Source organism: Streptomyces lacrimifluminis (assembly GCF_014646095.1).
Lineage (GTDB): Bacteria > Actinomycetota > Actinomycetes > Streptomycetales > Streptomycetaceae > Streptomyces > Streptomyces lacrimifluminis.
The window spans coordinates 37502-60283 of the sequence record NZ_BMMU01000007.1 but is presented as its reverse complement, the minus strand read 5'-3'; the positions used below and the strand labels follow the sequence as shown (position 1 = coordinate 60283).

The 22782-nt window shown below is 70.2% G+C and carries 20 protein-coding genes; 6 read left to right on the top strand and 14 right to left on the bottom strand.

Features of this window, described 5'->3' with window-relative positions; all coding sequences use genetic code 11:
• Positions 1-47: 47 nt before the first annotated feature.
• Both IEY89_RS13060 and IEY89_RS13055 read right to left on the bottom strand, forming a co-directional pair.
• On the bottom strand, positions 48-2051 hold the full coding sequence (locus IEY89_RS13060) for an IucA/IucC family protein (protein ID WP_373287235.1): 2004 nt from the start codon (positions 2049-2051) through the stop codon (positions 48-50).
• A gap of 78 nt (positions 2052-2129) precedes the next feature.
• Positions 2130-3641, bottom strand: coding sequence for a diaminobutyrate--2-oxoglutarate transaminase family protein (locus tag IEY89_RS13055; protein ID WP_229695218.1), 1512 nt, complete (start codon positions 3639-3641; stop codon positions 2130-2132).
• A 347-nt stretch (positions 3642-3988) separates the two neighbouring features.
• Here IEY89_RS13055 and IEY89_RS13050 point away from each other — a divergent pair, with 347 nt between their 5' ends.
• Positions 3989-5224, top strand: a complete 1236-nt coding sequence (locus IEY89_RS13050; protein ID WP_189147535.1) for a trypsin-like serine peptidase — start codon at positions 3989-3991, stop codon at positions 5222-5224.
• A gap of 130 nt (positions 5225-5354) precedes the next feature.
• Here IEY89_RS13050 and hflX read toward each other — a convergent pair whose 3' ends face one another.
• The 6 genes from hflX to miaA all read right to left on the bottom strand — a co-directional run bounded on the left by hflX (position 5355) and on the right by miaA (position 13601).
• A complete protein-coding gene (gene hflX, locus IEY89_RS13045) occupies positions 5355-6851 on the bottom strand; it encodes a GTPase HflX (protein ID WP_189147534.1) in 1497 nt (498 codons plus the stop codon).
• Between the two features lie 180 nt (positions 6852-7031).
• Positions 7032-8486, bottom strand: coding sequence for a M1 family metallopeptidase (locus tag IEY89_RS13040; RefSeq protein ID WP_189147533.1), 1455 nt, complete (start codon positions 8484-8486; stop codon positions 7032-7034).
• 69 nt (positions 8487-8555) lie between these two features.
• Positions 8556-10808, bottom strand: a complete 2253-nt coding sequence (locus IEY89_RS13035; RefSeq protein WP_189147532.1) for a RelA/SpoT family protein — start codon at positions 10806-10808, stop codon at positions 8556-8558.
• A gap of 298 nt (positions 10809-11106) precedes the next feature.
• Positions 11107-11976, bottom strand: a complete 870-nt coding sequence (gene dapF, locus IEY89_RS13030) for a diaminopimelate epimerase (RefSeq protein ID WP_189147531.1) — start codon at positions 11974-11976, stop codon at positions 11107-11109.
• A gap of 89 nt (positions 11977-12065) precedes the next feature.
• A complete protein-coding gene (locus tag IEY89_RS13025) occupies positions 12066-12554 on the bottom strand; it encodes a hypothetical protein (protein WP_189147716.1) in 489 nt (162 codons plus the stop codon).
• Positions 12555-12662: 108 nt separating this feature from the next.
• On the bottom strand, positions 12663-13601 hold the full coding sequence (gene miaA, locus IEY89_RS13020; protein WP_189147530.1) for a tRNA (adenosine(37)-N6)-dimethylallyltransferase MiaA: 939 nt from the start codon (positions 13599-13601) through the stop codon (positions 12663-12665).
• A gap of 181 nt (positions 13602-13782) precedes the next feature.
• On the opposite strand from miaA, the gene IEY89_RS13015 reads away from it, so the two are divergent.
• A complete protein-coding gene (locus tag IEY89_RS13015; protein WP_189147529.1) occupies positions 13783-14058 on the top strand; it encodes a hypothetical protein in 276 nt (91 codons plus the stop codon).
• Between the two features lie 23 nt (positions 14059-14081).
• Positions 14082-14351, top strand: coding sequence for an antitoxin (locus tag IEY89_RS13010; RefSeq protein WP_189147528.1), 270 nt, complete (start codon positions 14082-14084; stop codon positions 14349-14351).
• A gap of 123 nt (positions 14352-14474) precedes the next feature.
• On the opposite strand, the gene IEY89_RS13005 is transcribed toward IEY89_RS13010, so the two are convergent.
• Genes IEY89_RS13005 through IEY89_RS12990 form a run of 4 tightly spaced genes read right to left on the bottom strand, consistent with a single transcriptional unit; the run spans position 14475 to position 17523 of the window.
• The gene (locus tag IEY89_RS13005) at positions 14475-15194 is read right to left on the bottom strand and encodes a class III extradiol dioxygenase subunit B-like domain-containing protein (RefSeq protein ID WP_189147527.1); all 720 of its coding nucleotides are present in this window, start codon (positions 15192-15194) and stop codon (positions 14475-14477) included.
• A gap of 34 nt (positions 15195-15228) precedes the next feature.
• Positions 15229-15498: a hypothetical protein gene (locus IEY89_RS13000; protein ID WP_189147526.1), complete on the bottom strand. Its 270-nt coding sequence runs from the start codon at positions 15496-15498 to the stop codon at positions 15229-15231.
• A gap of 35 nt (positions 15499-15533) precedes the next feature.
• Complete coding sequence (miaB, locus tag IEY89_RS12995) at positions 15534-17051, bottom strand: tRNA (N6-isopentenyl adenosine(37)-C2)-methylthiotransferase MiaB (protein WP_189147525.1); 1518 nt, start codon at positions 17049-17051, stop codon at positions 15534-15536.
• A 40-nt stretch (positions 17052-17091) separates the two neighbouring features.
• A complete protein-coding gene (locus tag IEY89_RS12990; RefSeq protein WP_189147524.1) occupies positions 17092-17523 on the bottom strand; it encodes a pyrophosphohydrolase domain-containing protein in 432 nt (143 codons plus the stop codon).
• A gap of 118 nt (positions 17524-17641) precedes the next feature.
• Between IEY89_RS12990 and IEY89_RS12985 the strand changes: the two genes are divergently transcribed.
• Complete coding sequence (locus IEY89_RS12985) at positions 17642-18640, top strand: TAXI family TRAP transporter solute-binding subunit (RefSeq protein WP_189147523.1); 999 nt, start codon at positions 17642-17644, stop codon at positions 18638-18640.
• 21 nt (positions 18641-18661) lie between these two features.
• Here the strand turns inward: IEY89_RS12985 and IEY89_RS12980 are convergent, their stop codons facing one another.
• Both IEY89_RS12980 and IEY89_RS12975 read right to left on the bottom strand, forming a co-directional pair.
• On the bottom strand, positions 18662-20074 hold the full coding sequence (locus tag IEY89_RS12980) for a sensor histidine kinase (protein ID WP_189147522.1): 1413 nt from the start codon (positions 20072-20074) through the stop codon (positions 18662-18664).
• 9 nt (positions 20075-20083) lie between these two features.
• Positions 20084-20770 (bottom strand): response regulator transcription factor, encoded by a 687-nt coding sequence (locus tag IEY89_RS12975; protein ID WP_189147521.1) that lies wholly within the window; start codon positions 20768-20770, stop codon positions 20084-20086.
• 291 nt (positions 20771-21061) lie between these two features.
• Between IEY89_RS12975 and IEY89_RS12970 the strand changes: the two genes are divergently transcribed.
• The gene (locus IEY89_RS12970; protein ID WP_189147520.1) at positions 21062-21838 is read left to right on the top strand and encodes an amino acid ABC transporter ATP-binding protein; all 777 of its coding nucleotides are present in this window, start codon (positions 21062-21064) and stop codon (positions 21836-21838) included.
• A 90-nt stretch (positions 21839-21928) separates the two neighbouring features.
• Positions 21929-22777: a glutamate ABC transporter substrate-binding protein gene (locus IEY89_RS12965; protein ID WP_189147519.1), complete on the top strand. Its 849-nt coding sequence runs from the start codon at positions 21929-21931 to the stop codon at positions 22775-22777.
• The last annotated feature ends 5 nt before the right edge of the window (positions 22778-22782 follow it).

The window sequence follows — 22782 nt, the reverse complement described above, 5'->3', positions numbered from 1 at the left end:
TCCTCAGGGGTGAAAGGGAGTTGGCGGCGTCAGAGGTGTCGACGACGTCAGGAATGAAGGGGGTTGGCGATGCTGACGTAGACGGACTGGGTGTCGACCGGGCCGACGAGCTCGTCGAGACCGTGCAGCCGGGTGAGCAGGTTGGCCTTGCAGCGCAGGACGGGTGAGTCCAGCAGACGGCCGGGAAGGGACGTACGCAGTCGGGCGGGCCCGGAGGCGACGTCACCCAGGAAGCGCCGGAAGGCGGCGAGCAGCACCTTTTCGTCTGCCAGGCGCTGGGAGCCGAACGCGCCGATGAGGCCGAGGACGTTGTTGACGCCGAGGTAGTAGGCGAAGCGTTCGTCGGTGACCTCGTCGGAGACGAACGTGTCGCTCTGCTCTCCGACGCCCGGCAGCCGGGCGTCGAGTTCGGCGCGCCGGGACTCGCGGAAGTAGTACCCCTGGTTGTCGCGGTAGCGGCCTCCCCTGGGCCAGCCGTCGGCGTCCAGCAGGAGCAGGGTGTTCTGCTGGTGGGCCTCCAGGGCGATGCCTGCCTCACCGTCCAGCCAGAGCACGGGCCGAACGACCTGCTCCAGGTAGCGCAGGAACCACTCGGTGGCGACGGCTCCGCGGGGGCGGCCGGTTCGCCCGGCGAGACGTGTGACGATCCCGGCCAGCCGGGATCGCAGGGTCGGGCCCGCTGACTGCCGGTCGGCCGTGTCGCCCAGGCGGGCGTGGGGCCGGGGCGAGACGAGTCCCGCGACGCAGGACACGTCGTCCGCCGGGTGGAAGGGGTTGTGCCGGATCACCACGTCGAGGCCGGGGACGGGGCGGCCGTCCAGGTCGTCGACGGCGAGCCAGGCCGGGTCGCGGACGATGTCGAAGCCCGGGTGCGTGGCCTGCCACTGCTTGGCCAGTCCGCCGCGCAGCAGTCGGTGCACCTCGACGCCCCGGTGGAGTTCCTTGCGGAGGTTCTCGCGCCGGGAGTTGGTGATGCGCAGGCCCAGCGAGAGCTTCAGCATCGCGGGGGCGCCCGAGCGGTGGACGGTGCGTACGGAGGAGGTGGGGTGCCAGGGGGCGCCGTGGGTGCAGAGGTCGCGGAGCAGGCCCGCTTCGAACAGGACCGCGATCTCCGGGCGGTGGCGAGTCTCGCGGATCTGCCAGGGGTGCAGGGGGAGGGCCGCGTAGCCGTCGGGCAGCGGGAGCTCGGCGCCGATGAGCTGCGCGGTGAGCTGCTCGGCGCGGATGGGGCGGCCCCGCTCGGTCCAGGCGGAGTCCGTGGCGAGTACCGAGGGGGCCACCGCCAGCCAGTGCAACGGGAACGAGCCGCGCAACTCCGGTGAGTAGAGCCGGGCTTCGGCCTCGGCGAGCCCTTCGCGGCTCTTCGGGGTCGGATGCAGCGGGTGCCCGAGCAGCAGCGACTGCTCGGCGGCGAGAAAGAGGTCGGGCCCGTCGACCGGATGCGCACGACGGTCACTGATGAAGGTGGCGGTCCGGCGGATGGAGTCGGCCACACGTGCGACCAGGTCGACGGCGTCGGGGGGTAGTACCGAGGACACCGCCCGGGTCGGGTCATCGATCGCTGTTGCCGTGCCGCCCACGTCGTCGGAGGGCGCCCCGGGCACCGCGCCGGCGTCCGTGCCGGCCGGCTTCGGGCCGTCGTACGCCTCCCGCGCGAGCAGGGTCGCGACGGTGACGGCGTCGGCTGCCGGGGCTCCCTCGGGGGCGTCGGCCAGGTGGGGGAGGCCGAAGCGGTGCCAGCCGGTCGGGGACCAGTAGTGGACCGGGGCCAGCAGAGCGGTGCCGCTGCTGGGGAGAGGGATACGGAGGGTGCCGTCAAGCGGGGCGGCCAGGTCGTTCTCCCGTACCCAGCAGCGCAGCAGGCTCTCGGTGGCGGCGGCCTGGGCCGCGGTGTGGGGGTCGAGGTGTTCCAGGAGATCGGCCGTGGCACCGCGCGCCCACTCGGCGCCGCCGGCCGGCCCCTTCTGACGGGGCACCGTCTCTCTCCCGGTTCCGGAACCTCGCGCGGGGACGGGGTGGGAACGGCCTTCGGGTACGGGGGTGCTGTTCAAGACCATTCCTCGTGAGGTTGTTCGAATGCTCGTACGGGGGATGCCAACCGGGTTGGCACGGGCGGGCGTTGGGCCGGGCTACCCCGCTCGCTCGGTGTGGGTGGCGTACGGGCGGCCGGAGTCGGTGTGGCCGCGTGCCACCGCCTCCACGGCGTCGGCCAGCCGGTCGAGGACCGCGGTGGCCTGTTCGTCGCTGATGGTGAGCGGCGGCAGCAGGCGGACCACGCTCGCCCGGCGTCCGCCGAGTTCGACGATCAGGCCCCGGCGCAGACACTCCCGCTGTACGGCGGCGGCCAGTTCGGGCGCTGCGGGACGCGGCCCACCGTCGGCCGGGGCGGGGAAGACCTCCGGATCGGTGTACCGGTCACCGTCGGTGGAGTCCACAGCGTCCCCCGCGCCCCGCTCCGCCCTCGGTTCGACCAGTTCGACCCCGATCATCAGTCCCCGTCCGCGCACATCACCGATGATCGGGAACTCCGCCGCCAGCCGGCGGAGTTGGGAGAGCATGCGGGCGCCAAGGGTGGCCGCGCGTTCGGCGAGTCCGTGTTCGCGGACATACGCCAGGGTGGCCGTCCCGGCGGCCATGGCGAGCTGGTTGCCGCGGAACGTGCCCGCGTGGGTGCCGGGTTCCCAGACGTCGAGGTCGCCGCGGTAGACCACGACGGCCAGCGGCAGGCTGCCGCCGATGGCCTTGGACAGCACCATCACGTCGGGGGTGACCCCGCTGTGCTCCACCGCCCAGAACGTGCCGGTGCGGCCGACCCCCGTCTGGATCTCGTCGGCGATCAGCGGGATCGAGCGGGACTCGGTGATCCGTCGCATGCGCCGCATCCAGGCGTCCGGCGCGGGAATCACCCCGCCTTCGCCCTGGACGGGTTCGAGGATCATCCCGGCGGGCAACGGCACACCCGACTTGGCGTCGTCGAGGACGGACTCGGTCCAGCGGGCGGCGAGTTCGGCGCCCCGGTCGCCGCCCATCCCGAAGGGGCAGCGGTAGTCCTGGGGGAAGGGCAGCCGGGCGACCCGAACGTCGGTCGCGTGGCCGGAGGCGCCCAGCGACCCCGCGGTCATGCCGTGATAGGCACCCGTGAAGGCGAGCATGCCGGTGCGGCCGGTCGCGGCGCGCACGAGCTTGAACGCGGCCTCCACCGCGTCCGTCCCGGCCGGTCCGCAGAACTGCACGCGCGCGTGGTCGGCGAGTCCGGGCGGCAGGGTGCGGAACAGTTCGGTGATGAAGGCGTCCTTGACAGGAGTCGCCAGGTCGAGGACGTGCAGCGGCGCACCCGAGTCGAGGACCGTGCGGATCGCCTCCAGCACGACCGGGTGGTTGTGGCCGAGGGCCAGTGTCCCCGCACCCGAGAGGCAGTCGAGGTAGCGCCGGCCGTCGGCGCCCTCGATCGTCAGCCCACGAGCCCTTACGGGGACGATCGGCAGGGCGCGCGCATAGGTGCGTGCCGCCGATTCCCGCGCCGACTGGCGCCGCAGAATTCCCTCGTACGCCCCTCGCACGCCCGCGCACTCATCGACCTCCGCGTCCACGCTCCCGGGCGCCCGGGATTCTTGCGCGCCCGTGCGCTCCCCCGTCTCCATGGACTCCCGCAGCCCCAATGCCCCAACTCCCCGCTGCTCCGCTGCTCCGCCAAGCACCAACTCGCCGATAGACCCCTCCCGTTACCAACACCCCGCGCACCGCAGGAGTCACGGGTAGCCTCAAGATCGTTCGCGGGAGGGCGCCGTCACCTCGGCAGTCCGGACAAGGCGCTCGGGAAACAGCCGTGGCAGGGCGTCACATCGACGGACCGGCGGACCGTCGGCAGACCGGACCGCCCGTAGCGAAACCGTTGCCGTTCCAGCGGATGCGCCCCACAGCGACCGCATAGTGTGTGATGCCGAGCGGGGACAGCACACGGTTCGAGCACGCCAGGGGGAGTCAGACCATGCGACCCATACGCCCACCCTTCATCGCCCGCGGCGGGAGGGGCGCACGCCGTACAACCTTCCCCGTACCGGCCGCCGTCGGCCTTGCCATGGCACTCGCGCTCACCGCCACCGCCTGCGGCTCCGGCTCCGACTCCGGGGGTTCCGACGCAGGCGGACAGTCCTCCGCCTCCGCGACCGACGACGGCGCCGGAAAGATCACGATCCCGGACGGGCTCAGGGACAAGATCAAAGAGCACGGGATAGACATCGACAAGTGGAAGAACGGCGCCTGGAAGAACTGGGACAAGGACGACTGGCTGCGCGAGGCCGAGGACTACGTGAACCCGATCATCGAGGGCCTCTGGGACGCGGACCGGATGCGGGACGCCGACGACCCGCAGAAGAGCGTCGACGCGAACGACCTCTCCGGCGACCAGGGCGTCACCGACCCGACGCCGCGTGCGGTGAAGGCCAAGGCCGTACCCCCCGCCTACCACGCCAACGCGCCCGAGGCGGGCAAGGTGTTCTTCGACGCCCCCGAGGGCACGATGGTCTGCTCGGCGACCGTCGTGGCGGACCCCGCTCACCCCGGGAAGTCGAACCTCGTCTGGACCGCGGGCCACTGCGTGCACGCCGGCAAGAAGGGCGGCTGGTACCGCAACATCGCGTTCGTGCCGTCGTACAACAACGCGGCCAGGTCGAGCGCCCAGTTGGAGAACGCTCCCCGCACGGAAGTCGCTCCCTACGGTGTCTGGTGGGGTGACTGGACACAGACCTCTGACCAGTGGATCGCGCAGGGCGGTTCGACGGGCGGCGACGGGGCACCGTACGACTTCGCGGTCATCCATGTGACGCCGGAGAAGGGCGGCAGCGGCAAGTCGCTGGAGGAGACGGTCGGTTCGGCCCTTCCCGTGGACTTCGACGCGCCTGCCGTGTCGCAGGTGGGGAGCATCACGGCGACCGGCTATCCGGCGGCGTCTCCGTTCGACGGTGAGACGATGTACCAGTGCCAGGACGAGCCGGGCCGGCTGTCGATCGTCAGGTCGGATCCGACGATGTACCGGATCGGATGCACCATGACCGGCGGTTCCTCCGGCGGCGGCTGGGTCGCCACGGGCTCGGACGGAAACCCGACCCTGGTCTCCAACACCTCGATCGGCCCGGTCAGTTCGGGCTGGCTGGCGGGCCCGCGCCTGGGCAAGGTGGCCAAGAGCGTGTACGACGAGGTGAGCGGGAAGTACGCGGGACAGTGACGCGACAGGCCCCCATGCCGAAGGCATGGGGGCCTGTTCAGGGGCGCGGGGCTGTGTCAATTTGCGGCTCCGCCGCGTGGGCGCGACCAGCCACAACGAACCCGCGGACGAACGCCCGACCCGGCGGAGCCTAAAGCGCCGCTGCCGCCGGAACGTACGGCGCCAGTTCCGCCGCCAACTCCTCGTGCACCCGCGCCTTGAGCAGGGTGCCCTCCGCGGTGTGCTCCTCGGAGATCACCTCGCCCTCGGTGTGGGCACGGGCAATCAACTGGCCGTGGGTGTACGGCACGAGCGCCTCGATCTCGACCGAGGGCCGGGGCAGCTCATGGTCGATCAGCGCGAGCAGTTCGTCGATGCCCTGACCGGTGCGGGCGGACACCGCGATCGAACGCGTCTCCATCCGCATCAGCCGCTGGAGCGTCAGCGGGTCCGCCGCGTCCGCCTTGTTGATCACAACGATCTCGGGTACGCCGGTGGCGCCGACATCCCTGATGACCTCGCGCACGGCGGCCAGCTGCTCCTCCGGCGTCGGGTGCGAACCGTCGACCACGTGCAGGATCAGGTCGGAGTCGCCGACCTCCTCCATCGTGGAGCGGAACGCCTCGACGAGGTGGTGCGGCAGGTGCCGTACGAAGCCGACGGTGTCCGCCAGCGTGTAGAGGCGCCCACCCGGCGTCTCCGTCCGGCGCACGGTCGGGTCGAGGGTCGCGAACAGGGAGTTCTCGACCAGGACACCCGCGCCCGTGAGGCGGTTGAGCAACGACGACTTGCCCGCGTTGGTGTAACCGGCGATGGCTACCGAGGGCACCTTGTTGCGGCGGCGCACCTGACGCTGGATGTCGCGGCCGGTCTTCATCTCCGCGATCTCGCGGCGCATCTTCGCCATCTTCTCGCGGATCCGGCGCCGGTCCGTCTCGATCTTGGTCTCACCGGGACCACGGGTGGCGAGGCCGCCGCCCTTGCCGCCGCCCATCTGACGGGACAGCGACTGACCCCAGCCGCGGAGCCTCGGCAGCATGTACTGCATCTGCGCGAGCGCGACCTGCGCCTTGCCCTCCCGCGACTTGGCGTGCTGGGCGAAGATGTCGAGGATCAGGGCCGTACGGTCGATGACCTTGACCTTGACGACGTCTTCGAGGTGGATCAGCTGGCCCGGGCTCAGCTCACCGTCGCAGATGACGGTGTCCGCGCCCGTCTCCAGGACGATGTCCCGTAGTTCGTTGGCCTTGCCGGAGCCGATGTAGGTTGCCGCGTCGGGCTTGTCGCGGCGCTGGACGACGCCGTCGAGCACGAGCGCGCCCGCGGTCTCCGCGAGGGCGGCGAGCTCGGCGAGGGAGTTGTCCGCGTCCCGGACCGTCCCCGTGGTCCACACGCCGACGAGCACGACCCGCTCCAGGCGGAGCTGGCGGTACTCGACCTCGGTGACGTCCTCGAGCTCGGTGGAGAGGCCCGCCACGCGGCGCAGGGCGGCGCGCTCGGAGCGGTCGAACTGGTCGCCGTCCCGGTCTCCGTCGATCTCGTGGCTCCAGGCGACGTCCTCTTCCATCAGGGCATCGGCCCGAAGACCTTCGGGGTAGGTGTGCGCGAGGCGCTCAGTGTCCTGGGAAGGGGAAGAAGAGGAGGTCATTGGGTCCTTACGTCGATGGGGTTTCCGTGTGTGGTGACGGAGCGAGCCCCGTCACCGAGCACAACGCACGAGCGTCCCGTGAGATTCCCGGAACCCGTCCCGTGAGGCCGGGGGCGGTGCCGCCGACCTGAAGATGGTCGCACGGCACGCCCCGTCTCGTCACGGTGTTATTCCGTGGCGCTATGCCGTCGGCGCGACGGACTTCCAGTCCGGGTGCCCGGGCATCGGCGGCGTCTTCTCCGCGTACAGCCATGCCTGGAAGAACGCGCTCAGATCCCGCCCCGCGATGTCGGAGGCGAGGCGCTCGAAGTCGGCGGTGCCCGCGACGCCGTCCTTATGAAGACCGACCCATGCCTCCTCGACCCGTTCGAACGCCGGGCGGCCGATCTCCTGGCGCAGGGCGTAGAGGGCGAGGGCGGACCCGTCGTAGACGTTCGGACGGAAGATGCCGATCTTCTGGCCGGGCTTGGGCGGCTTGGGGGCGGCCGGTGGTCCGCCGGCGGCCCGCCAGCGGTCGGAGGCGCCGTACGCCGCCTTCATCCGGTCGACCAGTTTCCGGCCCGCCTCCTCCTCCGCGTACAGGGCCTCGTACCAGGTGGCGTGTCCTTCGTTGAGCCACAGGTCGGACCAGGTGCGCGGGCTGACGCTGTCGCCGAACCACTGGTGGGCCAGTTCGTGCACCATGATCGAGTCGACGTACCACTCGGGGTACGCGGGCTCGGTGAACAGGTCTCTCTCGAAGAGAGAGAGTGTCTGCGTCTCCAGTTCGAAGCCGGTCGACGCCTCGGCCACGAGCAGCCCGTACGTCTCGAACGGGTAGCGGCCGACCTTGCTCTCCATCCACTCGATCTGCGCGGGCGTCTTCTTCAGCCACGGTTCGAGCAGCGCGCGGTCCTTGGTGGGCACGACATCGCGCAGGGGCAGTCCGTGCGGCCCGGTGCGGTGCACGACGGTGGATCGGCCGATGGACACCTGGGCCAGTTCGGTGGCCATGGGGTTCTGGGTGCGGTACGTCCAGGTGGTGGCCCCGCCCACCCGGTCCACGCCGGTGGGCAGACCGTTGGCCACCGCCGTGTAGCCGTTCGGGGCGGTGACCCTGATGGTGAACATCGCCTTGTCGGAGGGATGGTCGTTGCACGGGAACACCAGGTGCGCGACATCGGCCTGGTTGGCCATCGCGAGCCCGTCCTTGGTCCGCACCCAGCCACCGTCCCGGCCGGCCGCGGACACGGGGTCGCTGGTGTGGCGCACGGTGATCCGCATCCAGCTCCCGGCGGGCAGCGGCTCCCGGGGCGTCACCACCAGGTCCTCGCCCGCACTGGTGAACGACGCGGGCTCACCGTCGACCTCGACCGACCCGACCGTGCCATGGGCGAAGTCGAGGTTGATCTGTTCGAGCTCGGTGGTCGTCCAGGCGTCGATGGTCGTGACGGCGGACAACGGCTTGGCGTTGGTTCCGGGGTAGCTGAAGGCGAGGTCGTACGACGCCACGTCGTACCCGGGGTTGCCCAGGTACGGGAAGAGGCGGTCGCCGACGCCCAGGGGCGCCGCGGGGGCACTCGCGGCGACGAGGCAGACGGAGACGGCGGAGGCGAGCAGCGCCGACGTGAACCGGGTACGGGGGTTGAGCAGCATGCACCACCGCTACCAGCGCCCGGCCGCCGGAGGGCGCCGACTCGCGCCGGACCCACCCGAACGGGTGCCTCAGGGAAGCGCCACGTGATGCTGCGCCCGGCTCACGTCGTACACACCCGGCACATTGCGCATGGCCCGCATGAGGGCCGGAAGGTGCGCCGCGTCCGGGAGTTGGAGTGTGTAGGTGTGGCGTACGCGCTGCTGGCTTGGGGGTTCGACGGTCGCCGAGACGATCGCGACGCCCTCCAGGGCGATGGCTTCCGTGAGGTCGGCCAGCAGATGGGGCCGCCCGAACGATTCGGCGACCAGGGTGACCCTGGCCTCGGTGGTGTCCCCCCAGTGCACGCCGACCTCCGCGCGCCCTGTGCTCTTCATGTGCGCCACCCCGGCACACTCCACGCGGTGAACGGTCACCACTCCCCCGCGCACGGCGAATCCGGTGACCTCGTCGGGCGGTACGGGCGTACAGCAGCCGGCGAGCCGTACGGTCGCGCCGGGCTGGTCGACGACAGCGGTCGCGGCGGGGTCGGAGGACCCGGCACCCTCCTGGGCCGAGCGGGCGCCGACGGCCGCTCGGGCAGCCTCGGCGGTGGACTCGGCGGTGGACTCCTCGACCGCCGAGAGGTCACCGGAGGGCCTCGGCGGCACGTCCACCGGATCGCTGTGTGCCGGATGGGCGGCCAGCCAGCGCTGGATGGCGATCCTGGCGACGGGTGTGCGCGCGTGCTCCAGCCACTCCCTGGAGGGCTCGGAGGCCGGGTCCTGCCCCATGAGGAGCTGAACGGTGTCGCCGTCCCGCAGGACCGTGCTCAGCGTCGCCAGCCGGCCGTTGACGCGGGCGCCGATACAGGCGTGCGCGTCTTCCCCGTACTGCGCGTACGCGGCGTCCACGCAACTCGCGCCCTCGGGCAGCCCCAGCGAACCCCCGTCGGCCCGGAAGACGGTGATCTCACGGTCCTGGGCGAGGTCCTCGCGCAGGGTGGACCAGAAGGTGTCGGGGTCGGGCGCGGCCTCCTGCCAGTCGAGGAGACGGGAGAGCCAGCCGGGCCGGGTGGGGTCGATGCGCTCGCCGTCGTCGTCGAGGTCGGTCCGCGCCCCGTCGCTGTCGCCCTGCTCCTCCGAAGGAGGAGCGTAGGGATTGCCGAGCGCGATGACACCGGCCTCGGCCGCCTTGTGCATCTGGTGGGTACGGATGAGCACTTCGGCGACCTGGCCGTCCGCACGGGCGACGGCGGTGTGCAGCGACTGGTAGAGGTTGAACTTGGGTACGGCGATGAAGTCCTTGAACTCCGAGACCACGGGCGTCATACAGGTGTGGAGCTCGCCCAGTACGCCGTAGCAGTCGGCGTCCTCGTTGACGAGCACCAGGACCCGCCCGAAGTCGGAACCGCGCAGCGAGCCGCGTTTGCGCGACGCCCGGTGCAGGGACACGAAGTGCCGTGGCCGGATGAGGACTTCGGCCTGGATCCCCGAGTCGCGCAGTACCGCGCGCACCTCGTCGGCGATCTCGGCGAGCGGGTCGTCCGCGCGGGCGGCGTTCTCGACGATCAACTCCCGGGTGTGCCGGTACTCATCGGGGTGCAGGATCGCGAAGACCAGGTCTTCCAGTTCGGTCTTGAGCGCCTGGACGCCGAGCCGCTCGGCGAGCGGGATGAGCACGTCCCGGGTCACCTTCGCGATGCGCTCCTGTTTCTCGGGGCGCATCACGCCCAGGGTGCGCATGTTGTGCAGCCGGTCGGCGAGTTTGATCGACATCACGCGGACGTCGTTCCCGGTGGCGACCAGCATCTTGCGGAAGGTCTCGGGCTCGGCGGCGGCACCGTAGTCGACCTTCTCCAGCTTCGTCACGCCGTCGACGATGTAGCGGACCTCGGCGCCGAACTCCTCGCCGACCTGATCCAGCGTCACATCGGTGTCCTCGACGGTGTCGTGGAGCAGAGACGCCGTCAAGGTCGTGGTCTCCGCGCCGAGTTCGGCGAGGATCAGGGTCACGGCGAGCGGGTGCGTGATGTACGGCTCGCCGCTCTTGCGCATCTGGCCCCGGTGCGAGGACTCAGCCAGGACGTAGGCCCGGCGCAGCGGCTCCAGGTCGGCGTCGGGGTGGTGGGCGCGGTGCGCCTCGACGACGTGGCCGATGGCGTCGGGCAGCCGGTCGCGGGTGGCGGAGCCGAGGAACGCGGCCCTGCCCAGTCGGCGCAGATCGATCCGGGGGCGGGTCCGCCGGCGGGGCGACGGGGTCCCGTCCTGTTCCAGCGAGGCCGCGAGCTTGGGCGAGGACGTCACAGCACCTGGGCTCGCGGGATTCGTGGCCTCCGCACTCATGGGCACCTCCGGCTACCTGGACCGGCGGACGGGATGCCCCATGGCGGACGACGGCTCAGGGGATGGCGTTGTTCCCCCGTCCGGGCCGGTGCTTGATGCTACCGAGCCCACCACGCGCGACTGACCACCTCTCGTCGAGCGTGAAACGGATCACCCATTCGAGCGACGGTTCGGGTGCCCGCGCTTCCAGGCCACCCGAGTCGAGATCAACCACGCATTGGAGCCACTGGGGACCCCAGAGGTTGCGTTTCCGCACCCGAAGGGATCCCTGGCCTGCGAAATCAAGCCATGAACCGCTTCACTTCGCCGGCCTTTCCAGCCACTCCGCGTCGATCTCTCCCTCGGCGACGATCACCGCGGGCCCTGTCATCTCGATCTCACCGTCGGCCCTCTCGGTGATCACCAGGCGCCCACCGGGCACATCGACGGTGTACGTCACCGGCGTCCCGGTCACGGCCGGGTCGGCTCCGTCCCGCCGGGCGGCGGCCACGGCGACGGCACACGCGCCCGTGCCGCACGAGCGGGTCTCACCGGCGCCGCGCTCGTGCACCCGCAGGGCGACGTGTCGCGGACCCCGGTCGACAACGAACTCGACGTTGACCCCGTCCGGATACACGGAGGCCGGGCTGAACGGCGGCGCGGCGAACAGGTTCCCGGCGTGTGCGAGATCGTCCACGAAGGCGACCGCGTGCGGGTTGCCCATGTTCACGTTCCGCGCGGGCCAGCTGCGCTCGTCGACACACACAGTGACCTCCCCTTCGGGGAAGAGCGCCTTGCCCATACCGACGGTGACGTCGCCCTCCTTGGCGATGTGCACGCTCTTCACACCCCCGCGCGTGGCGACCTTGAGGTCCCCCTCGGTCGCCTGCCCGGCCCGCTGGAGATAGCGCGCGAAGACCCGCACGCCGTTGCCGCACATCTCCGCGATCGAGCCGTCGCCATTGCGGTAGTCCATGAACCACTCCGCCTCGGCCGCCATGCCCCTGGCCTCGGGATGCGCGGCGGACCGCACGACGTGCAGCAGCCCGTCACCCCCGATGCCCGCACGCCGGTCGCACAGGGTGGCGACGGCGGCCGGAGAGAGGTCGATGAGGTTCTCGGGATCGGGAACGATCACGAAGTCGTTCTCGGTCCCGTGCCCCTTGAGGAAGGCGATCCGCGTGCTCATTCCTCGATCGTACGGGGTGGGTACGACACGCCGGGTCGCGCTTGGTTCACAGGCCGGGCCGGAAACAACCGGCCGGTCCGGCATCGGAACTAGCGCAGCCGGGCCACTCTCCACACGGCGAGCCCGATGACCACGACCACCATCACGACGTACGCCAGCACGACCCGCCAGTCCCGCCGGCCCTCACCGAGGCCCGGGGCCGTGTAGCCGACCCGGCGGGCGGCCATCATGCCCCAGCCCGCCGCGCAGGAGCAGATGAGCAGCCCCAGCATGGCGATCACGGCTCCGCTGTCGCCGAAGTCGAACGCCAGCGGGAAGGCGAACATCAGGGAGCCGAGCGCTGCCAGGACCACGATCGGGGCGAGCTGCCAGATGCGCAGGCGGCGCTGCGGTCGGAGTTCGACCTCGACCTCGGGGCCGAGAAACATCTCGTCCGGTTCGGGTCCGTCGGCGGTCACGCCGCCCTGTGTCTCGTCGGGCCCGTCGGGGCTCAGACGATCCTCGTCCCGTTCCGTTTCGCCACCGTCACCTGTGACGTGTCCCGCGCCTTGTGCGGTGTCGCGAGGGCCGGCCTCCATCGCCACGCGCCCTCCCAACTCGGACTCCACTTGGTCGATCGAAGCTCGATGATGGCACGGCGCCGGAGGCCTGGATGACGGCCGGAGCGTCCCGATGCCATGACGTGATCAGGCTGTGACCGGTCGTTCGACCAACGCCAGTGCGAGGTGCGGAAGTTCTGTGAGATCCGCCGCAGCCCCACTCAACCAGTGCACCCGGGGATCGCGCCTGAACCACGAATCCTGACGGCGCGCGAAGCGCTTGGTGGCACGCACGGTCTCGGCACGCGCGTGGTCCTCGTCGCACTCCCCGGCGAGCGCCGCGAGCACCTGCTGATAGCCCAGCGCGCGCGATGCCGTGAGCCCCTCGCGCAGGCCGTGCGCCTCCAGCGCGCGCACCTCGTCCACGAGCCCCGCCGCCCACATCCGGTCGACCCGGCGGGCGATGCGCTCGTCCAGCTCGGGGCGGGACACGTCGACGCCGATCTGCACGGTGTCGTACACGGAGTCGTGGCCCGGAAGGTTGGCCGTGAAGGGCTTGCCGGTGATCTCGATGACCTCCAGGGCCCGGACGATACGGCGGCCGTTGCTGGGCAGGATCGCCTGCGCGGCCTCGGGGTCGGCGGCGGCCAGGCGGGCGTGCAGAGCCCCGGATCCGCGCAGGGCGAGCTCCTCCTCCAGACGGGCCCTGACCTCGGGATCGGTGCCGGGAAACTCCAGGTTGTCGACGGCTCCCCGGATGTACAGACCGGAACCGCCGACCAGGACCGGCCAGCGCCCCGCGGCGAGCAGAGCGTCGATCCGTTCGCGTGCGAGCCGCTGGTATTCGGCGACGCTCGCCGCGTCGGTCACGTCCCAGATGTCCAGGAGGTGGTGCGGGATGCCGCCGCGCTCCTCGGGCGTCAACTTGGCGGTGCCGATGTCCATCCCTCGGTACAGCTGCATCGAGTCGGCGTTGACGACCTCGCCGCCGAGACGCTGAGCGAGGAAGACGCCCAGATCGGACTTTCCGGCTGCGGTGGGGCCGACGACGGCGATGACTCGTGGGGTGGGGGCTGCGCTGCTCACCGCCACAGTCTCGCAAACCCGGGACCCCTCCTCGAACGAGCGACGTGACGGCGGGGATCCGGGGTCGTTGCCAGTTGCGAGGTTCGCGCCGCCGGATTCGGGAGGCGGTGACGGGGGCGACGCAAACGGACGCACCGGGCGACGCGGGATTTCGCCCGCACGAGTAACATATGGAGTGGATATGGGTGTTTTTGCACGGCTTCTCGGACGGTCGAAGACCACGGAGGAGGCGTCGACCGCCGACGAGCAGGCCGTCGTCGTGACGGACGAGCCTGCGGCGGAGGAGACGGAAGCGGCGAAGGGGTCACCGGAGGCCGGCAGCGATGCCGTGACGGAGACCACGGCGGAGAAGACGGAAGCCGTCGTCGTGCCCGCCACCGAGGGCGTCGAGATCCCCAAGCAGCAGTCCGCCGAGGAGGCCGCCGACAGCGAGGCCGGTGAGGGCGCCCGCAAGTAACTGCCCGCGAGGGAAGGCGAAAAATGGGTCTGCTGGACAATCTGAAGGCAAAGCTCGCCCCGGCCAAGGAGAAGGTCGCGGACTTCGCGCACCAGCACGAGGACCAGATCGAGCGGGGTCTCGACAAGGCCGCGAAGGTGGTCGACGAGAAGACCAAGGGCAAGTACAGCGACAAGATCCATACGGGCACCGGCAAGGCGAAGGGCGCCGTGGACCGACTCGCGCACAAGGAGGGCGGCCCCCCGGACGACACGTTCACGCCACCGCCGGACGCGCCGCCACCGGCTTCCTGACCGGCGCGAACAACAGCACGCCATATCGACGGACGGCCGCGGAGCCACAGGCTCCCGGCCGTCCGCCGCGCCGCGTCACGGCTACGGCTACGGCTACGGCTACGGCTACGGCTACGGCTACGGCTACGACCAGGCTGCGACCACGTACCCCACGCCGTACGGCGCGTCCTCGTACAGCAGTGTGCCCGCGAGGCCGGTGTTCTCGGCTGCGCCCGCGAGAACCTGCCAGGGTGCCCGGCCCGAGGCCTTCAGTTCGTAGGCCAGTTCCGCGTCCAGTGTCTTGAGCGCCACCACGTCCGCCGCTCCGAGCGCCCGCGCGACGTCCGCGTCGAACCCCGCCGCCCGCTCGTCCAGGTACCCCGGAGCCTTGAGAGTGCGACAGGCGCTGGCATCACCCATCACCAGCAGGGCCACCCTCCCCTGCTGCCCGCCGATCTCTCTCCCGATCGCGACGCACCGCTCGGCAGCCAAGGGCTCCCCCACGCCCAGGCCTTCCATCGGCGCCTGGGACCAGCCGGACCGCTCCAGCAGCCAGGCGGCGACGGCGAGCGACGGCGGCAGCTCCCGTGCCAACGCTTCCGGGCCGGAGTTCCCGGTGCCCAGGCGGACGCCGAGGTCCACCCCGAAGCCTCTGAACGAACCCCGTGTGCCCTCCGGGTGCGGTCCACGGCCGCTCTGCCCGGCGGGTCCGACGACCAGCAGACGGTCGGGGCGGGAGGCCGCGAGCACGCCCAGCGCGTCCGTGCAGGCGGCGCGGGCGGCGTCCAGCTCGGGTGCGGCTCCCGCGGCCACCTCGGGCACGAGGAGCGGCGGACAGGGGCAGACGGCGGCGGCGACAAGCATGATCGGCAGGGTAACCCCGGCGGACGGTGCGGAGTCAGTCCTCGATCAGTACGTCGGTCAGGTCGATGACCGTGAGGAGGAGGACGACCAGTTTGCCGTCGCTGATCACGTACTCGATGAAGAGGTTGCGCGAGAGGGCGATCTCACGCGTTGTCTCGTCACCGCGGACGGAGTGGGAGAGCTTGTGCCGCGGGTCGGTCACCAGTATGGCCAGGCCGCGTTCCAGCACGTCACGCCGGTCGGTGGACAGGCTGTCGCGCACGTGGGCGGCTTCCTCGGTGAACGCAACTCTGTACGGCAACATGTGATGCTCCTTCCCACCCGCATTGTGGCAGGACGTCAGTCGCAGCCGCAGCCGCTCCCCGCAGCCACCGGCAACGGCGCCGGCGCCCCGATCCCCGGCAGGCCCAGCATCACGCCCACCGGCTTCGCCGCCTCCGCGGTGCTGCGCTTCTCCCAGGCGTCACCCGCGCGCGTGGGACGCACGTTCAGGACGGCACCCTCGGCGAGAAGGTGGTGCGGGGCGGCGTACGTGATCTCGACCGTGACCACGTCGCCGGGGCGCACCGCGGTGTCCGGCTTGGTGAAGTGGACCAGGCGGTTGTCGGGGGCGCGGCCGGAGAGGCGGTGGGTGGCGCCGTCCTTGCGGCCCTCGCCCTCGGCGACCATCAGCTCCAGGGTGCGGCCGACCTGCTTCTTGTTCTCGTCCCAGGAGATCTCCTCCTGGAGGGCGGCGAGGCGCAGGTAACGCTCCTGGACGACCTCTTTGGGGATCTGGTTCTCCATCGTGGCGGCGGGGGTGCCGGGCCGCTTGGAGTACTGGAAGGTGAACGCCTGTGCGAACCGAGCCTCGCGCACCGCGTGCATCGTCTGCTCGAAGTCCTCCTCGGTCTCCCCGGGGAAGCCCACGATGATGTCGGAGGTGATCGCCGCGTGCGGAATGGCGGCCCGCACCTTCTCGATGATCCCCAGGTAGCGCTCCTGGCGGTACGAGCGGCGCATCGCCTTCAGGATCGTGTCCGAGCCGGACTGCATGGGCATGTGGAGCTGCGGCATCACGTTCGGTGTCTCGGCCATCGCGGCGATGACGTCGTCGGTGAAGTCGCGCGGGTGCGGGGAGGTGAAACGGACGCGCTCCAGTCCGTCGATCTTTCCGCAGGCCCGCAGCAGCTTGCTGAATGCCTCGCGGTCACCGATGTCGGAGCCGTACGCGTTGACGTTCTGGCCGAGCAGGGTGATCTCGGAGACGCCCTCGCCGACCAGCGCCTCGATCTCGGCGAGGATGTCGCCGGTGCGGCGGTCCTTCTCCTTGCCGCGCAGGGCCGGGACGATGCAGAAGGTGCACGTGTTGTTGCAGCCGACGGAGATCGACACCCAGGCCGCGTACGCGCTCTCGCGCCGTGTCGGCAGCGTGGACGGGAAAGCCTCCAGCGACTCGGCGATCTCGACCTGCGCCTCCTCCTGCACGCGCGCGCGTTCCAGCAGGACGGGCAGCTTGCCGATGTTGTGCGTACCGAAGACGACGTCCACCCAGGGCGCCCGCTTCACGATGGTGTCGCGGTCCTTCTGCGCCAGGCAGCCGCCCACGGCGATCTGCATCCCGGGGCGCTTGGTCTTCATCGGGGCGAGTCGGCCGAGGTTGCCGTACAGCCGGTTGTCGGCGTTCTCCCGCACGGCGCAGGTGTTGAAGACGACGACGTCCGCGTCCCCGTCCGCGCCCTCGGGCGCGCGCACGTAACCGGCGTTCTCGAGCAGTCCGGACAATCGCTCGGAATCGTGGACGTTCATCTGGCACCCGTAGGTGCGCACTTCGTAAGTCTTGACGTCCACGGCCTGGATCCGGTCACTGCTGCTCATGCGACAAGGGTAGGCGGTACGTGAGGCTGGGCTGTACGGGTTACCGCTCGCCCGCGTTCCAGCCCTGGCGGCGCAGGACGGCTGCGACGTCCGGGGCCCGGTAGTGGTCGCCCTTGAGCACCTTGCCGTCGGCCCTGCGGGCGACCAGTCCGTCCGGGCCCAGCTTCGTCATGTTGGCCCGGTGGATCTCCGCGATCACCGCGTCGAGGTCGATCCCGTGGACGAGGGCCGTCCCGTACGCGACGTACACGACGTCGGCCAGCTCGTGCGCCAGCCGGTCCAGTGGGCCCGTTGTCGCGACCTCGGCCACCTCCGCGGCCTCCTCCGCGAGCAGCTCGCCCCGGTGCGCCGCGAGCTCCGGGGAGACCTCGGCGGGTGTACTGCGGGTGTCGAGACCGAAGGCCCGGTGGAACTCCCGGACGAGGTCGGCGGGCGAGGCGGGTGAGGAGGAAGGAGAGGTACCGGAGCGCATGCGGTGACTCTAGCGATCTCGTGGCGGCCCTACGGGAGCCGATCCGATCGTCGTACGGCAGGCACCCTCTCCCCCTGTTCCTGGCCAGCACGGGGGCTGTACTGGCAGGATCTCGCGCATGTTCAAGGTGCTCCCGCAGATCCGCAGGCGACAGGCCCTCATGGGCTCGGCCGCCGCTTTCGTGGCCTTCGGGCTGCTGCTGTGGTGGCTGCTGCCGCTGGACGAGGAACCCCCGGCCGGGACGATCACCTTCAGCACCGGGACACCGGCCGGCGTCTACCAGCAGTACGGCTCACGGCTCAGCACCGCCTTCGCCAAGGACATGCCGAAGCTGGACGTACGGCTGCTGAACAGCCAGGGGTCGCAGGAGAACGTCAAGCGGGTGGCGACGGGCGACGCCGACTTCACCATCGCGGCGGCCGACGCGGTGGAGACCTACATTCTGAGGGAGCTGCCGGGGGCCGGCTCACTGCGCGGCGTCGCACGCCTCTACGACGACTACGTGCAGCTCGTCGTGCCCCGCGACTCCAAGATCTCGAGCGTGCAGGACCTGCGGGGCAAGCGGGTTGCCATAGGGCTGGACAACTCCGGCGTACGGCTGATCGCGAACAGGGTGCTGGCCGCCGCCGGTCTCGACCCGGCCAAGGACATCAAGCCCTTCGCCGACGGCATCGACACCGGCCCCGGACGGCTCCAGCAGGACCAGATCGACGCCTTCTTCTGGTCGGGCGGCCTGCCTACCAACGGTCTGGTGCAGCTGGCGAAGGAGTTCCCCTTCCGCTTCGTCCCCATAGACGCGGGCCTGGTCACCAAGCTGCACGAGCAGGGCGGAGCGTCCCGCTACTACCGGGCCACCAACATGCCCGAGTCGGCCTACCCGTCCGTCCAGAACGGTTCGACCGTGGCGACGATCGCGGTGTCCAACCTGCTCATGACACGCGCGGACATGGACCCGAGGCTCACCGAGTGGCTGACCCGGTCGGTGATCGACAGCCGGGACGGCATCGGCGCCCACGTCCACTCGGCGCAGCTCGTGGACCTGCGGACCGCCATCTACACCGACCCGCTGGCCCTGCACGAGGGCGCCCGGCGCTACTACCGCTCGGTCAAGCCGTAGGGCAGGCCCGGCGTGGTTCCCTCAGGACGTCGGACCCGACCTGGGCACCCGGACGGTCACCTTCAGACCGTGCGGTTCGTGGTGGTCGTACGAGATCGTGCCGCCGCCCGCCGCCAGCAGGACCCGGGAGATGGAGAGGCCGAGGCCCGAACCCTTGACGTTCTGGTCCCGGCCGCTGCGCCAGAACCGGTCGCCGATACGGACGAGTTCCTCGTCGGTGAGACCCGGGCCGCCGTCGGTGACCACGATCGTCGAGGTCTCGCCGTTCGACGCGACCGACACCTGCACGGACTCGTCCCCGGGCGTGAACTTCACCGCGTTGTCGATCACCGCGTCCAGGGCGCTGGACAGCGTGACCGGGTCGGCCCACGCCGTGGTGGCAGGACAGTCGCCGACCAGGCGTACGCCCTTGGCCCTGGCGAGCGGGGTCCAGGCCGCGACACGCTCGGCCGTCAGCGCGCCGATGTCGGTGAGTGCGAGGTCCGCCTCGGTGTGCTCGGCCAGCGCCAGGTCCAGGAGGTCGTCCAGAACCTCGGCCAGGCGCTTGCCCTCGGTTTGGACCGAGGCGATCTCCTCGTTCCCCTCCGGCAGTTCGAGCGCGAGCAGTTCGATACGCAGCAGCAGCGCCGAGAGCGGGTTGCGCAGCTGGTGCGAGGCGTCGGCGACGAAGGCACGCTGCTGCTCCAGCACGTCCTCGACGTTGTCCGCCATCTCGTTGAACGACCGTGCCAGCCGTCTGAGTTCCGGCGGCCCGCCGGCCACCGCGACCCGCGACTTCAGGCTGCCGGTCGCGATGTGGTGCGTGGTGGCGTCGAGGACGCGTACGGGCCTGAGCACCCAGCCGGTGAGGCGCAGCGCGGCGCCGACGGCGAGCAGCATCGCGGCGGACTCGCCGGCGCCGATGATGAGCCAGCCGTGCAGCGTCTGTGAACGCATCTGGCCGGTGGGCGAGTCGGTCACCACGACGGCCACGACGTCGCCGTCCCGGATGACCGGCGACGCGACGACGAGCCGGTGCCGCTGCCAGGGCCAGACCTGTTGCGGATCGTGGCTGCGGCGGGAGAGGAGCGCTTCGGCGAACGCGTCACGCACCTCGCCCGTCTCCGGCAGGTACCAGTCGGCCGGCGCGTTGGCCATGGGTGCGTCGTTGCGGTAGAAGACGCCGGAACGGATGCCGTAGACGTCGTAGTAGCTCTCGAGTTCCCGTTGGAGGGTCTCGCCGCGCTCGTCGGTGTCCGCGTCCCTGACCCGGGACCCGGTGGGCCGGTCGGTGACGAACTGGGCGAGCGCCGCGAACCGCGCCGTGTCGTCGATCCGGTCGACGACGACCGTCTGCTGCTGGGCGGCGGCCACGCTGACGGCGAGCGGGATGCCGAGCGCGAGCAGGACGGCCGCCATCAGGACGATGAGCAGGGGGAGGAGACGTGTGCGCACCCGTCCCCGCTACTGCGTCGGGGCGACGAGCCGATAGCCCACGCCGCGGACGGTCTCGATCAGCGCCGGCATGCCCAACTTGGCGCGCAGGGACGCGACATGCACCTCCAGGGTGCGGCCGGTCCCCTCCCAGCTGGTGCGCCAGACCTCGCTGATGATCTGTTCACGGCGGAACACCACTCCCGGACGCTGAGCGAGGAGGGCCAGCAGATCGAACTCCTTACGGGTCAGTTGGACCACGGAACCGCCGACGAGGACCTGCCGGGTGGACAGTTCGATGCGCAGGGATCCCAGGAGCAGCGCGTTCTCACCGGCCTCGGCGGCGTCCTCGTGGACGCTGCGCCGGCTGACGGCGTGGATCCGGGCGAGCAACTCCCCGGTGTCGTACGGCTTGACCACGTAGTCGTCGGCGCCAAGGTTGAGGCCGTGGATGCGGGAGCGGATGTCGGAGCGCGCGGTGACCATGATCACGGGGGTGTTGGTGCGCTTGCGGATCTTGCCGCACACCTCGTACCCGTCCTGGTCGGGCAGGCCCAGGTCGAGCAGCACCACGCCGAAGCCGTTGCCTTCCGGGACGAGCGCCTGGAGGGCCTCCTCGCCGCTGCGGGCGTGCGTGACGGCGAAACCGTGCCGCGCCAGAACCGCGGAGAGCGCGGCGGCGACATGGTTGTCGTCCTCGACAAGGAGCAGTCTCATCGCGACCCCTTCCGGTTCATGGACTTCGGTTGGCCGACCGTGCCGTTTCGACTTGTACACCACATGCGGCGCCCCAGCGGAGTACACCATGTGGACACACGCACGCGCGTGCGTGGTTCCGGCTACGGGCCGCTTCCGTTATCCAGCCGGTACACCTCTTTCGAGGATCACTACAAAGCGTGTTGACCTGACATCAGATCGTTATGCTCAAGTTCCCCTCAGATGTGATGACGCTGGTCCCACGGGGTCACTACTCTCCTCCGAAACCGAGGTGGACGGAGCCAGTAAGCGATGACCGAAGTATCGGTGGCCAAGGACGACGTGCCCGTGACCGGCGATCTGGTCGTCCTGAAGAGCGTCAACAAGCACTTTGGCGCGTTGCATGTTCTCCAGGACATCGACCTGACCATCACCCGCGGCGAGGTGGTCGTGGTCATCGGGCCCTCCGGGTCCGGTAAGTCCACCCTCTGCCGCGCCATCAACCGCCTGGAGACCATCGACTCGGGAGACATCTCGATCGACGGCAAGCCGCTGCCCCAGGAGGGCAAGGCGCTGGCCCGGCTGCGCGCCGATGTCGGCATGGTCTTCCAGTCCTTCAATCTCTTCGCGCACAAGACGGTGCTCGAGAACGTGATGCTGGGCCAGATCAAGGTCCGCAAGGCCGACAAGAAGGTCGCCGAGGAGAAGGCCCGCGCCCTGCTCGACCGGGTGGGCGTGGCCACGCAGGCGGACAAGTACCCCGCACAGCTGTCCGGCGGGCAGCAGCAGCGCGTCGCCATCGCGCGAGCCCTGGCCATGGACCCCAAGGTCATGCTCTTCGACGAGCCGACGTCGGCTCTCGACCCGGAGATGATCAACGAGGTCCTTGAGGTCATGCAGCAGCTCGCCCGCGAGGGCATGACCATGATCGTCGTGACCCACGAAATGGGGTTCGCCCGTTCGGCCGCGAACCGAGTGGTGTTCATGGCGGACGGCCGCATCGTCGAAGAGGCTGTGCCGGACCAGTTCTTCAGCAACCCCCGCAGCGACCGCGCCAAGGACTTCCTGTCCAAGATCCTGCACCACTGACGAATCCGCACCGACGACGCGCACGAATCGGCGACGGCCTGTGTCACCCGCAACGACGGCATTCTCCTCACCACACAAAGGATGTTCACCATGAAGCTCCGCAAGGTCTCCGCCGCGGCGGCCACCGCGCTCGTCCTCGCCCTGACCGCGACCGCGTGCGGAGGCGACAACGGTGACGGCGACGACACCGGCTCGGGTTCCGGTGGCGGCGACAAGATCAAGATCGGCATCAAGTACGACCAGCCGGGTCTCGGCCTGAAGAAGCCCGACGGATCCTTCTCCGGCTTCGACGTCGACGTGGCCACGTACGTGGCCAAGGAACTCGGCTACGAGCCCAACCAGATCGAGTTCGTCGAGACCAAGAGCGCCGACCGTGAGAACGCGCTCGCCCGCGGCGACGTGAAGTTCATCGCGGCCACGTACTCGATCAACGACGAGCGCGCCAAGAAGGTCGACTTCGCCGGCCCGTACCTGCTGGCCCACCAGGACCTGCTGGTCAAGGCCGACTCGGACATCACCGAGAGCACCGACCTCAACGGCAAGAACCTGTGCTCGGTGACCGGCTCCACCTCGGCGCAGAACGTCAAGGACGACTTCGCCCCGAAGGCCAACCTGAAGGAGAACAGCGGCTACTCGGAGTGCATCGCCGCTCTGCAGAGCGGCGCCGTGGACGCTCTGACCACGGACGACTCGATCCTCGCCGGCTTCGCCGCGCAGGAGCAGTACAAGGGCCAGTTCAAGCTCGCCGGCCTCAAGCTGAGCAACGAGAACTACGGCATCGGCGTGAAGAAGGGCGACACCGCGACGGTCGACAAGATCAACGCCGCCCTGGAGAAGATGGTCAGCGACAAGGCCTGGGACAAGGCGGTCACGGACAACTTCGGTCCGGCCAACTACAAGAACGAGCCCGCGCCGAAGATCGGCAACATCGTCAAGTAACGCGA